Genomic DNA, 14,821 nt, shown 5'->3' with positions numbered 1-14,821 from the left:
CTGATGCCCCGTGAGTACCCAGTTGCTGATCGGCGGCCGTTTCTACAGTGCCAGTTCACCCGACGCCACGGCGATGGCGGTGAGCGACGGGACCGTCGTCTGGCTGGGCGCCGAGCAACCCGGTCGTGCGCTGCACCCGGACGCCGAGATCGTCGACCTCGACGGCGCCTTCGTCGCGCCCGCGTTCGTCGACCCGCACGTGCACGTCACGGCACTGGGCCTGAAGCTGACCGGGCTCGACCTGTCGGCCGCGCGCTCGCTCGCGCACTGCCTGGGGCTGCTGCGCGAGTTCGCCGAGGCGCACCCGGACGGCGCCGTGCTGGGCGACGGCTGGGACGAAACCACCTGGCCGGAGGGTCGGCCACCCACCGTGGCGGAGATCGACGCGGCGGCGGGTGCCGGTCGGCTCGTCTACCTGTCGCGGGTTGACGCGCACTCCGCGGTGGCGTCCTCGGCGCTGCTGGACACGCTGCCCGGGCTGGCCGCGACCGACGGATTCACCCGTGGCGAACCCGTGCGTGCCGCCGCCCACCACCTCGTGCGCACCGCCGCGCTCGCCGAACTCTCCCGGGCGCAACGGGATAGAGCGCGCGCCGCGGCACTGGACCATGCCGCCGCGCGTGGCGTCGTCGCCGTCCACGAATGCGCGGGCCCGGAGATCGCCGGCCGCAACGACGTTCGCGAACTGCTCGAGTTCGAACACGGCGTCGAGGTCAGGGCCTATTGGGGCGAGGCGGTGCGCAGCGCCGAACAGGCCCGCGCCCTGATCGAGGAACTCGGCGTACACGCCCTCGGCGGCGACCTGTTCGTGGATGGGTCCTTCGGTTCGCACACCGCATGGTTGCGGGCGCCCTATGCCGACGAGATCGGTTGCGGCCGAAGCTATCTCGACGCCGATGCGATCACCGACCATGTCCGCGCCTGCACCGTCGCCGGTATCCAGGCCGGATTCCACGTGATCGGCGACGCCGCCATGGACGCGGTCGTCGCCGGTATCGAACGGGTGGCCGCCGAACTCGGCGGCCCCGCGGTCGCGGCGCTCGGGCACCGGGTCGAACACGCCGAGCTGATCGACGGCGAGCACATCGCGCAGCTCGCGCGCTGGGGTGTGATCGCCAGTGTGCAACCGGGATTCGACGCGGCGTGGGGCGGGCCGGACGGCATGTACGCCGCGCGGCTCGGCGCCGATCGCGCCGCCGCGCTGAATCCTTTCGCCGCCATGGCTTCCGCGGGCGTCGCCTTGGCGATCGGCTCCGACGCTCCGGTCACCGCGCTGGATCCCTGGGCGGCGGTGCGGGCGGCGGCCAACCATCGCACGCCCGGCCACGGCTTGTCCCCCCGTGCGGCCTTCGCCGCGGCCACCCGGGGCGCATGGCGTGCGGGCGGAGTCCGCGACGGCATGGCGGGCACCCTGGTACCCGGCGCCCCCGCCTCCTATGCGATCTGGGACGCGGCCGAACTCGTCGTCGCCGCGGCCGCCGACTCGGTGCAGCGCTGGTCCACCGACCCGCGGTCGCGGGTACCAGGGCTGCCCGCGCTGGGACCGGATGCGCCGCTGCCAACCTGCCTGCGCACCGTGCACCGGGGAGCGACGATCTATGCGAAGTGAGCGAGCGCTCGCGGAGCCGAGCGCGGCTCGCGACCGTCTCGTGCCCGGCATTCGGGTGCGCCGGGACATGCGTGATCGGCTCGCCGCGCGCCTGCCCGCGGCTCGACGCCGTCCGAGCGTGGGTCGCCACCCCGGCCGGGGTGCGGGGCGTTCTCATGACGGGCTGTTCTCGGCCGCAGACCTTCCGCATCGGCGTTCCTCGACGCTCGCCGCGTGCCTGCCCGCGGCTCGACGCCGTGCGAGCGTGGGCCGCCACTCCGGCCGGGGTGCGGGGCGTTCTCATGACGGGCTGTTCTCGGCCGCAGACCTTCCGCAGCGCCGTTCGGTGCCCGGATATCGGAGCGTGTCCGGGCGGATCGCGACCGGCCGGTTACCTGCAACCGCGCGGCCTGCATGGGCCCGACCGGCCCCCGCCATAGACCCCGGACACCCGCCCTCGCGTGGGTCGAATGGGCGCTCGCCCACGGCCGAGGCTCGTTCTGCCGGGAGTCGCGGGTCGGCCGGACGACGGAGATCGGGCCTCCCTCCGGCGATGGCCAGGCGATCGAACTCGGGTGCGCAAGCGCTTGCGGGCGGTAACCGGCGCACTCGGGGTCTGCGCGGCGGCGTGCGTCTTCGCCGGGCGGTAACCAGGTTTCGCAGATGTGATCGCGGGGCAGCTAGGCGCGACTGCGGGGCGCCGGCAGTGGGGGAGTCCAGGATGTGCCGTCTGTCCGTTGCGACAAGAACGTCGTGCGGCCGGACTCGCACGGTCTGGTGGCGAGCCCGCCCGAAGTGGCATCCGGCCCCCGAATCGTCGATATCGCGGCCGAGTCGTCACGTCCGCAGACGGACTTCCGCCCCGGTTCGAACGACTGCCGTAGAGGGGATTATGGTGCGGCGGCGCACGGCGTGCGGTCGGCGGACGCCGTGCGATCCGCTCCCGGCCGCTCCACGGAACTCGGCCCGCGGAATGTCCGCCGCGGCGTGGTTCCGCACGACCGCGAGGAGCGAAGTGGCACTGCGTGCCAGAGTGGGAGCCTCGGGCAGCGGCGGCGGGTGCGCGGTCGATCGGCTGAAGTTGCCGCCGTGGCGAATGCCTGCTGAGCACCGAATCACGGCGCCGCGGCGTTGCGATGCCGATCGGGTAACGGCGGGACTAATCCGGGCTGCCGGCTGGCATCCACTGTGGTGTGCGTCCGTCGTCTGCCGGGCGGACCGGCAGTATCTTGCGGCCGGGCGGTTCGATCGCCCAGCGCGGTCGCAGGGCGCCGGTTCGCTGATTTCGGCCGCGCGGTGCCGGTTTGTCCGGCAGAGGCCGGGCGGGGAGCCGACATCGCGCAGGCGGCAGTTAACGATCCGATGGCGAGCGGCGATGAACGAGTGGACACCTGATGACTCGTTCACGGCACAGGCGCGCGGTCTTCTGTGCCGTGCCTTCGCCGAGTCGGTCGTGCGGCGTGAACTCGCCACTCGATCGATGCGGTTCGACCGGTGCGCCGAGGCTTCCGTGCGTATGCGGGCTTTGGCGGCCTTGATGTTCCGTGTGACGAATGTCATTGCCGGAAGCGCGAGATGCGTCGAGTGGCGGACCTGCGCTCGCTCGCGTCCGATGCCTGCGTCGGGTCGATCGGCGCGGTCAAGGGCCGACTGGCGGTGCCCGGTCCGATGGCGGACAGTGGCCGAGTGATGGTGCGAGAGCGGGTGCGCGAGTTGATGCGGCGGATGTCCGCGGTGGTCCGCGACCACCCCGTGGCGGCGCGCGCGGCGTCTGCGATCTGCGCGGGCCTGCTGCTGTTCGGCAGCTTCCCGCCTCGGCCCTGGTGGTTTCTCGCGCCGCTGGGCGTCGCGGCGCTGACCCTCACCGTACGCGGTGACGGTCGTCTGCGGGCGGGCTTCGGGTACGGATTCCTGGCGGGGCTGGCATTTTTCGTCCCGCTGCTGCCGTGGACCGGCATCTATGTCGGGCCGGCGCCGTGGCTGGCGCTGTCCACCGCCTGTGCGCTGCACCTGGGCCTGTTCGGCCTGCTCGCCCGGCTCGTCGGCGCGCTGCCCGGCTGGCCGCTGTGGGTGGCTTTGGCCTGGACCACGGCCGAGTGGGGCAGGTCCAGCTTCCCGTTCGGTGGATTTCCCTGGGGCCGTTTGGCCTTCGGCCAAGCCGACGGCTGGTTCTTGTCGCTGGCGGCGGTGGGCGGCGCCCCGCTGGTCGGGTTCGCCGTCGCGCTCACCGGAACCGCAGCGGCGGCGTTGGTCTGCCTGCTGTGGTCTTCTCGCGCCGCCGGTGACGGGCCTCGAACCGCCGATCCCGAGACCGGCGGTTCCGGACCGGCCGCTGCGAGCGGACGCACCCCAGTGACCCGACTCGGGTACGCCGCTGTGGCTTTCACCCTGCTCGTCATGCCGCTCGCCGGTCTGCTGCTCCGGTCCGCGCTGCCCGATCCGGACAAGGGCGACAGAACGGTCACGGTCGCGGCGATCCAGGGCAGCGTGCCGCGCCTCGGGCTGGATTTCAACGCGCAGCGACGGGCCGTGCTGGACAACCACGCTCGGCGCACCGAAGAACTGGCCGCCGAGGTGGCCGCGGGCCGCGCGCCGCGCCCCGATGTGGTGATCTGGCCGGAGAACTCCTCGGACATCGACCCGTTGCGTAACGCCGACGCCGCCGCCCTGATCACCGCGGCCTCCGAGCGGATCGGCACGCCCATCCTGGTCGGGGCGGTGCTGATCAACTCGGATCGGACCACGACCAACTCGGTGATGGTGTGGAACGGCGCCGCAGGCCCCGGTGAGCGGCACGACAAAAAGATCATCCAGCCTTTCGGCGAATATCTGCCGATGCGGAGTTTCTTCCGGCTTTTCTCCGAATACGCTGATCGCGCGGGGTATTTCGTGCCGGGGAATGGTGACGGTGTGGTACGGGCAGCGGGTATCGACATCGGTGTCGCGACGTGCTATGAGGTGGCCTTCGACCGGTCGTTCGAAGACGCGATGCGAGCCGGTGCCCAACTGCTCACGGTACCGACGAACAACGCGACCTTCGGCGACAGCGAGATGACCTATCAGCAGCTGGCCATGTCCCGCATCCGTGCCGTCGAGCACGGTAGAGCGCTGGTCGTCGCGGCCACGTCGGGTGTCAGCGCCATTATTGCCGCCGACGGCAGCGTGCGGCAGGAAACCGCGTTATTCGTCCCAGCCGCTCTGGTCGCGGAGCTTCCACTGCGCGACGACACCACTCTCGCAACACGAATAGGCCCTGCGCCGGAGCGGATTTTCGTTATTCTGACCGCTGCCGCCGCGCTGGCCGCGGGCATCCGGCGGCGATCGGCGCGCACCGGCCGTCGAGCCGTCGGCGGACGATAGCTGCCGAATCTCGATAACCGAACATTCGGTATGTTCTTGCCCCCACCGCCCCGAAAGTAAAGGTGCGGAATTGAGTTGCGCACTGTTCGCTTGACAACGGAAGTGATCTGCGGCCTACCATCGAACAGTCTGGTCAGGACCCGTTTTGCTTCGGATCGACCTAGTTGAGTCGCAATGTTTGCGGAAATGTAACCAACCAAAGTGGCCTTCTGCCAAGGACGTTGGATGTGAAACAAATCCAAAACGTCGGCAATCCGGCTGATGCGACGCTCCGAATCATAGGGCGTGGATCACGTCCTCCGGCTGGCGCGCGTGCGCTTGCTGGAGCGGTGCTCGGGGAGTTGCGTCAACAGCGGCAGAACGGAGTGATTGATGAGTTCATTGGCCACGGATCGCGTCGACCAATGTTCATCCGGCGAATTTTCGGCACAACCGTTTGCTCTGTCGCCCGCGCAGACAGCTCTCTGGTACGCGCAGCGCATTCGTCCCGACGTACCGTTGACGATCTCCCAGTACGTGGAGATCCACGGTGACTTGGACGAGGGACGGCTGCTGTACGCGATCGAGCGTTTCGGTGCCGAGACGCAGGTGGGTCAGGTTCGCCTGGTAGAGGAGAATGGCACTCCGTATCAGATCGTGGATCCGGTCCACCGGCCGGGCTGGGTCCGCATCGACCTGCGCGGCGAGACCGATCCGTACGCCGCGGCGCTGCGCTGGATGCACGAGCACACGAGCGCGCCGATCGACCTGGAACGCGACCCGCTGACCTCCAACGCCGTCCTGCGGATCGGCGACGCCGACTACATCTGGTACTCGTACGCCCACCACATCGTCATCGACGGCTATGGCGCGATGAACGCGCTCACCCGTACCGCGGAGATCTACTCCGCGCTGGAGAACCAGACCGAGCCGGTCGCCTCGCGGGCGACGCCGCTGGCCGAGATCTACGCCGACGAGGCGCGCTACCACGACTCGAGCCGCTTCCAGAACGATCGCGAGTACTGGCTCGGGCAGCTCTCGGGTGTGGGCGAGCCGGTGAGCCTGGGCGGCGCCCGGCTCGGCACGGCCACCCACGACGCGGGCCGCAGGCTGGCCACCGCCGTGCTCGACGACGAACAGCATGCCGCGATCGGCGCGGCGACCAGCGCGTGGAACACGACCGACTCGGCGATGTTCGTCGCGGCGCTGGCCGCCTACGTGCGGTCGGTGACGGGCAACTCGGACGTGGTCCTGAGCCTGCCGGTCTCGGCGCGCACCACGGTGTCGCTGCGCCGCTCGGCGGGCGTGATCTCCAACGTCGTGCCGATCCGGCTGAAGTTCGACGAGACGACCACGATCGGCGACCTGGTGAAGGCGGCCGAGCTGCAGATCACCGGGGCCTTGCGTCATCAGCGCTACCGGCACGACGACATCCGGCGCGACAGCGGCTACTCCCGCGACGCCCGCGGATTCTTCGGCCCGATGGTCAACCTGATGCTGTTCCACGACGAGCTGCGTTTCGGCAGCCTGGTCGGCTCCATGCACGTGCTGGCCACCGGCCCGGTGGAAGACCTCTCGGTCAACGTCTACAACGGCGCGGGCGGACGCTTGCACGTCGACTTCGAAGCCAACCCCCGGCTCTACGGCGAGGCGGAGGTCAGCGTGCATCACGCGCGCTACCTGGACTTCCTCGGGCGGTTCCTGGCGGCCGAGGCGACGACACCCGCCGAGTCGCTGGCCGCGATCACCGGCGCCGAGCGGCAGTGGGTGGTGGACGGGTGGAACGCCACCGAGGCGCCCCGGCAAGACGGTACGCTGGCGAGCCTGTTCGCCGAGCGGGTCGCGTCCGATCCGCACGCCGTCGCGCTGGAATTCGGCGACGAGGCGCTGACCTACGCCGAACTCGACGCGCGCGCCAACCGCCTGGCCCGGCTGCTCATCGAGCGCGGCGCCGGGCCCGACACGACGGTCGGCCTGTGCCTGCGCCGGAGCATCGAGCTGGTGGTCGGCATGTACGCGATCGTCAAAGCGGGCGCGGCCTACCTGCCGCTGGACCCCGAGCACCCCGCCGAGCGGATCGGGCAGATCGTGCGCCAGGCCCGGCCGCTGTGCGTGCTCACCGCGGCCCGCGACAAGGTCGAGCTGCCCGCGATCGCCACCCGGCTGGACATCGACACCGCGCGGGTGGCGGAATTCGACGACGCGCCGGTCACCGACGCCGACCGCAGGGCCGAACTGCGCCCCGACCATCTCGCGTACGTGATCTTCACCTCCGGATCGACCGGAACGCCCAAGGGTGTCGGCGTGACGCACGCCGCGATCGTCAACCGCCTGCGCTGGATGCAGCACGAGTATCCGTTGGAGCGCGTCGACGCGGTGCTGCAGAAGACCCCCGCCACCTTCGACGTCTCGGTATGGGAGTTCTTCTGGCCCTTACAGATCGGGGCGCGCCTGGTCGTCGCCGCCCCGGACGGCCACCGCGACCCGGCGTACCTCGCGCGGATCATCGCCGAAAAAGACATCACGACAGCGCATTTCGTGCCGTCCATGCTCTCGGTGTTCGTCACCGAGGCGGATCTGGGCGGCTGCGCCTGCCTGCACCGGGTGTTCTGCAGCGGCGAGGCGCTGCCCGCCGCGGCGGTGCGGGAGTTCTACGCGGCGTTACCCGCCGCCGAACTGCACAACCTGTACGGCCCGACCGAGGCCGCCGTGGACGTCACCTACTGGGCGTGCCCGCCGGACGCGAGCGCCGTGCCGATCGGCTCGCCGGTGTGGAACACCCAGACCTACGTGCTGGACGACCGGTTGCAGCCCGTCCCGCCCGGCGTGGTCGGCGAACTGTACCTCGCCGGTGTGCAGCTGGCCCGTGGCTATCTGGGTCAGCCGCGGCTGACCGCGGACCGTTTCGTGGCCAACCCCTTCACCCCCGGCGCGCGGATGTATCGCACCGGTGACCTGGCGCGCTGGCAGATCGGCCGCTCCGCCGCCGAGCCGGGTGTGCTGGAATACCTGGGCCGCAGCGACTTCCAGGTCAAGATCCGTGGTCTGCGCATCGAGCTCGGTGAGGTCGAGTCCGCCCTGCTCGACGACCCGAAGGTCGCTCGCGCGGTGTGCGTGGCGCACACCGGACGCACCGGGGACGAGCTGGTCGCCTATGTGGTCGCGGCCAAGCACGAGGACGACGACGCCCGGCTGGACACGGCCGCGCTGCTGACCACCCTGCGCCACACGCTGCCCGGGTACATGGTGCCTTCCACGCTGATGGAACTCGACGAGCTACCACTGAGCGCCAACGGCAAGATCGATCGCAAGGCGCTGCCCGCCCCCGTGACCGGCGCGCGCTCGATCCGGCCGATCGCCGAACCGCGCACCGAGGTCGAGCGGGTACTGGCGGGCATCTTCGCCGAGGTACTCGACACCGACGTCGGCATCGAGGACAACTTCTTCGACATGGGCGGCAATTCGCTCATCGCCGCGCGGGCGGTGGCCAGGATCAACGCCGCCCTCGGCACCGCGCTGACCATCCGGGACCTGTTCGAGGCCGCGACGATCGAGGCACTCACCCAGCGTTTCGCGACACAGACCGTCGACGCCTCCTCGCCGCGGCTGGCGCCCGCCGAGCGGCCCGAGCGCATTCCGCTGTCCCAGGCGCAACAGCGGCTGTGGATCCTGAACCGGTTCTCCGAACACGCCGCCGCGTACAACATGCCGCTGGCCGTCGAGGTGGAAGGGCCACTGGACGTGGCCGCGTTGCGCGCGGGCCTCGTCGACGTCATCGAGCGGCACGAGAGCCTGCGGACCACATTCCCGGAGTCGCCGGAAGGGCCCTACCAGCTGATCCACCCGGCGCAGGCGATCCCGCTGACCCTCGACCCCATCGACGCCACGGCCGACGACGTGGCCGGATTGGCGACCGAGTTCGCCGGCTACGGCTTCGACCTGCGCAGCCAGGCCCCCGTCCGGGTGGCGCTCTACCGCACCGGTCCGCAACGGCACGTCTTCCTCATCGTCCTGCATCACATCTGCGGTGACGGATGGTCCATCGCGCCGTTGGCCAAAGACCTGATGACGGCGGTGGCGGCGCGCGCGAAGGGCGTCGCGCCGCAGTGGACCCAGCTGCCGGTGCAGTATGCCGATTTCGCGCTCTGGCAGCGCGAATTGCTCGGCGAGGAAACGGATCCGGCCAGTGCGCTCAGCCGCCAGCTGACGCACTGGCGCTCGGCGCTGGCCGGGCTTCCCGAGCAGCTCGACCTACCACTGGACCGTCCGCGCCCACTGCACAGATCGACCGTCGGCGGCCGGGTCGAGTTCACCATTCCCGCCGAGATCCGCCGCGCCGCAATCGAACTCGCGGCCAGCCGGGGCGTGAGCATGTTCATGGTGCTGCACGCGGCGCTGGCGACGCTCCTGTCGCGGCTGTGCGCGAGCGGTGACGTCGCGATCGGCACCCCGATCGCAGGCCGTTCCGATCCGGCGCTCGACGATCTCGTCGGCATGTTCGTCAACACGCTCGTTCTGCGCACCGCGGTCGACCCGGCGGCCGGCTTCGATCGGATGCTCGACGTGGTGCGGGAGACCGATCTCAACGCCTTCGCCAACGCCGACGTGCCGTTCGAGCGGCTGGTCGATCTGGTCAACCCGGAGCGTTCCCCGGCGCGCCACCCGCTGTTCCAGGTGATGCTGTCCTACGACCACGCGCCGGATCTGCGGATAGATCTGCCCGGTGTGCGCGCCGAGGTGCTGCCGATCGCCTCGGACGTGGCCAAGTTCGACTTGCAGTTGGTCGTCCACGACGACTCGGGCGACGGACCGCTGTCGGCCGAATTCGGTTACACCACGGATGTTTTCGATCACTCCACGATCCAGTCGTTCGCCCGCCGGTTCATCGCGGTGCTGGCGGGCGGCGTGGCCGCCCCCGAACTGCCGGTGGGCGATCTGCCGATCCTGGACCGCAGGGAGACCGAGAACCTGGTGCCCATCGCGGGCGCACCCGCCGAGCCGCCGATCACGCTGGCCACCTTGCTGACCGCCACCGCGCGCCGGTTACCGGAGGCGGTGGCGGTGCGCTACCTCGGCGCCGACACCACCTACCGCGAACTCGACGAGCGATCGAACGCGCTGGCGCGCGCCCTCATCGAGCACGGCGCCGGTCCCGAGACGGTCGTCGCGATCGCGTTGCCGCGCGGTCTCGACGCGATCACCGCGGTATGGGCGGTCGCCAAAACCGGTGCGGCGTATGTGCCGATCGATCCGAGCTACCCCGGTGAGCGGATCGCGCACATGATCGGCGACTCCGGCGCGATGCTCGGGCTGACCGACCCCGAATGCCTCGCCGCCATGCCCGCCTGGCCCGCGGCGCGGGGCAAACACCGCAAGGCCCATGTCGACTGGCTGGTTCTCGGCTCCGACCAGCTGACCGCCGAACTCGCGGGACATTCCGCGGATCCGATCACCGACGACGAGCGCCATCACCCGATGCGGGTGAGCCACCCGGCATACCTCATCTACACCTCTGGCTCCACCGGAACACCCAAGGCGGTGGTGGTCACCCACGCGGGCATCGCCTCTCTCGCCGGTGAGCAGAACTATCTGTTCGGTATCACGGATGCGGCGCGCACCCTGCACTTCTCCTCGCCCAGCTTCGACGCGTCGGTATTGGAGATGCTGCTCGGCTTCGCCGCGGGCGCCACGATGGTGATCGCCCCCAGGGGCATGTACGGCGGCGCCGAGCTGGCCACACTGCTGCGCGAGGAGCGAGTCACCCACGCCTTCGTCACCCCCGCCGCGCTGGCCACCGTGCCGAACGAGGGACTCGACGAGCTGGAGACGGTCATCGTCGGCGGTGACGCCTGCTCGGAGGAACTCGTCGAGACCTGGACCACCGGGCACCGCATGCACAACATGTACGGTCCCTCGGAGGCCACCGTCGCGGCCACCGCGAGCGGTCCGATGGCGGCGGGCGGTCCGGTGCCGCTCGGTATGCCCGTCCGGGGCATGCGACTGTTCGTGCTGGACGGTCGTCTGCATCCGGTGCCGCCGGGCACGCCGGGTGAGCTGTACGTGTCCGGCCCCGGCCTGGCCCGCGGCTACCACGGGCGTTTCGGCCTGACCGCGCAGCGGTTCGTGGCCAACCCGCACGGCAGGCGCTGCGAGCGGATGTACCGCACAGGCGACCTGGTCGTCATGCAGCGGTCGGGGCAGCTGCGTTTCCTCGGACGCGCGGACGACCAGATCAAGATCCGCGGGTTCCGCATCGAACTGCGCGAGATCGACAACGTTCTGCGTACGCATCCGGGCGTCCGGTTCGCGCTGACGGTGGTGCACACCGACGAGCGCGGCCATGTGCGGCTCGCGGCGTATGTCACGGCCGACCGGCCGGTCGAGCCGCAGGAGGTGCTGGAGACCGCGCGTCGGCGGCTGCCCGGTTACATGGTGCCCGCGTCGGTGGCGGTGCTCGACGAGATCCCGGTCACCCCGGCGGGCAAGCTGGACCGAAAGGCGTTGCCGGAGCCGGTGTTCGCCGCCGCCGGGTCGTCTCGCGCGCCCGCCACCGAGCTGGAGCGGAGCCTGGCGGGCGTGTTCGGCGGAGTGCTCGGCCGCCCGGTCACCGGAGCCGAGGACAGCTTCTTCGACCTCGGTGGCAACTCGCTGCTGGCCACCCGCCTCGCCGCCGCGGTGCACGCGGAGTTCGGTGTCGAGCTGCCGGTGCGGTCGATCTTCGAAGCGCCCACGGTCGCCGGGGTCGCCGCGCAACTGGATCGAGCGCCCCGGACGCAGCGGCCGGCGCTGGCGGTGCAGACCCCGCGTCCGGGACGTATCCCATTGTCGCTGCCGCAGCAGCGTTTGTGGTTCCTCAACCGCTATGCGCCCGAATCGAGTGCCTACAACATCGCTTTCGTGATCCGCGTCGCCGGTGATCTGGACGTGCCCGCACTGCGGGAAGCGCTCACCGACGTGGTGCGGCGGCACGAAGTGCTGCGCACCGTCTTCCCGGAGGACGCGGACGGTCCTCAGCAGGTGGTGCTGCCGGTCGAGCGCGCTCTGCCGGAGCTGGCAATCACCGACATCGACGACTCCGGCGCGAAGGCCGCGCTGGAGGCGTTGGCGCACAGCGGCTTCGATCTCACCACGCAGCCGCCGGTGCGTCTGTCGCTGCTGCGCACCGCGCCCGGGCGGCACCTGCTCGGTGTGGTGGTGCATCACATCGCCGCCGACGGCTGGTCGCTCGGCCCGCTGACCAGGGATCTGGCCGCCGCTTACGCCGCACGCCACGAGGGCGACGCGCCGTCTTGGACACCGCTTCCGGTGCAGTACGCCGACTTCGGCCTGTGGCAGCGTGCCTGCCTCGGCTCGGAAGCCGATCCGGACAGCGCGGCGGCGACCCAGCTGGCGTATTGGCGCACCGCACTGGCGGACATCCCCGACCAGTTGCCGCTGCCTTACGATCGGCCGCGCCCGCTCGAGCCCACTCAGCAGGCCGGGACCGTGCGCTTCACGGTGCCGGAGTACGTGCGGCGCGGGCTCGCCGGGTTGGCCCGCGATCAGGGCGTCAGCAACTTCATGGTGCTGCGATCGGCGTTCGCGGTGCTGCTGCGCTGCGTCACCGGCGGTCGCGACATCGTGATCGGCACCCCGGTAGCGGGCCGTAACGACACCAAGCTCGACGAGCTCGTCGGCATGTTCGTGAACACGTTGGTGCTGCGTTCGGACGTGCATCCGGATCGCAGCTTCGCCGACTTGCTGCGCACCGACCGGGACACCGAACTGGCCGCCATGGCGCATGCCGACATCCCGTTCGAGCGCATCGTGGAGGAACTCGGTTCCGAGGCACGCTCCTCGGGCCGTCACCCGCTGTTCCAGGTGGCGCTGAGCGTGCAGGACGGCCCGGCGCCGACGCTGGAACTGCCCGGCCTCGCGCTGCGCGCGGAGCCGTTGGACATCGCCCTGGCGAAATTCGACCTGGAGCTGCGCGTCTCGAACGACGCCGTCGATCCGGGCTCGCTCCCGGGCGAGTCGGACAGCATCTTCGAATTCGTCTACGCCACCGAGCTTTTCGACGCACGGACGATCGAGACGCTGGCCGACCGGTTCCTGCGCGTGCTCACCGCCGTCACCGGCGATCCGCGTGTGCTGGTCCGCGACGTCGACGCGCGCACCGATCACGAGCGCCGTACCCTCGCCCCCGCGCGTGGCGGGCAGGCGGCCACGCCGTCCACCCTGGCGGCGTACTTCACCGCCACCGCGCAGCGGTATCCGCACAACACGGCGCTCTGCGCGGGCACGACCTCGCTCACCTACTCCGAACTCGACCGGCGCTCGAATCAGCTGGCGCGCGCGCTGATCGCGCGCGGACTCGGTCCCGGCACCCGCGTGGCGCTCGGACTCGTCCGCTCGATCGACTCGGTGGTGGCGATGCTGGCCGCGGCGAAGTCCGGCGCGGCGTTCGTGCCGGTTGACCCGAAGTACCCCGCCGACCGCATCCAGCACATGCTCGCCGACTCCGGTTGCGCGACCGGTGTCACCGTGTCGGCGCAGGTGCGACAACTGCGCGCGGGCGCTCCCGCGCAGCGCCACACCGAGTGGTTGCTGCTGGACCGCCCCGAGTTCGCCGCCGAACTCGATGGACACGACGACGCCCCGATCCACGACCACGAGCGCTCACGCACCATCCAGGTCGCCGATCTGGCCTACCTGGTCTACACCTCGGGATCCACCGGAACGCCCAAGGGCGTCGCGGTGACCCACGGTGGCCTGTCCAACCTGGCCGACGAGATCCGCGACCGTATCGGTGTGGACGAGCACTCGCGCACACTGCATTTCGCGACGCCGAGTTTCGACGCGGCGATCCTGGATCTGCTGATCGCGCTGGGCGCCGGTGCGGCGATGGTGATCTGCCCGACCGACATCTACGGCGGCGACGAACTGGCCGCGCTGATGGAGCGCGAACGGGTGTCGCACGGCTTCATGACCCCGGCCGCGCTGGCCACGATCGACCACGAACGCTGGCCGCTGCCGCACGTGCGCGCCCTCATGGTCGGCGGCGAGGCGGTGGCGCCGGATCTGGTGGCGCGCTGGGCGCCGGGACGCGTGATGGCCGATGTGTACGGGCCCACCGAGACCACGGTCGTCATCACGATCTCCGGTCCGATGCGCGCGGGCGAGCCGATCACGATCGGCAGCCTGGTGCGTGGCGCCCAGGGATTGGTGCTCGACGAGCGGTTGCGGCCGGTGCCCGTCGGCGTCCCCGGAGAGTTGTACCTCGCCGGGCACGGCGTCGCCCGCGGTTACTTCGACCGCTTCGGGCTCACCGCCACCCGATTCGTCGCCGACCCGTACGGCCCGGCGGGCGCCAGGATGTACCGGACCGGTGACGTGGTGCGCTGGACCGCCGCGGGCGAACTGGTCTACCTCGGCCGCAGCGACCACCAGGTGAAGCTGCGCGGTTTCCGGGTGGAACTCGGCGAGATCACCGCCGTGCTCGGCGAACACCCGTCCGTGCGGTTCGCGCACACCGAGGTGCGCCGCATCGCGGGCGCCGACCGGATCGTCGCCTACGTCCAGCCGGCCGACCGCGCGGCCGGGGCGGACACCGAGGAATTGCGCGCCTGCGTCGCTCGCCGACTGCCCGCGCACATGGTGCCCGCCGGTATCACGGTGCTGGACACCATCCCGCTGACTCCGGTCGGGAAGCTGGACATCAGCGCCCTGCCGGACCCGCACTTCGCGGACTCGACCGGTCGCGAGCCGCGGACCGACACCGAGCGCCTGGTCGCCGCGGTGATGGGCGAGCTGGTCGGCGCGGACGACGTGCGCGCCGACGACAGCTTCTTCGACGTCGGCGGGAACTCGCTGCTGGCGACGCAGCTCGTCGCGCGGCTGGCCGCGGCGACGAAC

The 14,821-nt window shown here is 70.7% G+C and carries 3 protein-coding genes; all 3 read left to right on the top strand.

What is annotated here, in order from left to right; all coding sequences use genetic code 11:
* Positions 1–10 precede the first annotated feature (10 nt).
* Entirely contained in the window at positions 11–1,609 is a 1,599-nt protein-coding gene (locus ON19_RS26770; protein ID WP_043698743.1) for an amidohydrolase, read from the top strand.
* Positions 1,610–3,313: 1,704 nt separating this feature from the next.
* On the top strand, positions 3,314–4,948 hold the full coding sequence (gene lnt, locus ON19_RS26765) for an apolipoprotein N-acyltransferase (RefSeq protein ID WP_086006726.1): 1,635 nt from the start codon (positions 3,314–3,316) through the stop codon (positions 4,946–4,948).
* Between the two features lie 372 nt (positions 4,949–5,320).
* Positions 5,321–14,821 (top strand): non-ribosomal peptide synthetase (locus ON19_RS26760; protein WP_083899660.1); only part of this gene is annotated, 9,501 nt, incomplete at its 3' end.

Origin of the sequence: Nocardia abscessus NBRC 100374 (assembly GCF_000308455.1) — a bacterium.
GTDB lineage: Bacteria > Actinomycetota > Actinomycetes > Mycobacteriales > Mycobacteriaceae > Nocardia > Nocardia abscessus.
This window is presented reverse-complemented; position numbering and strand designations above follow the sequence as displayed.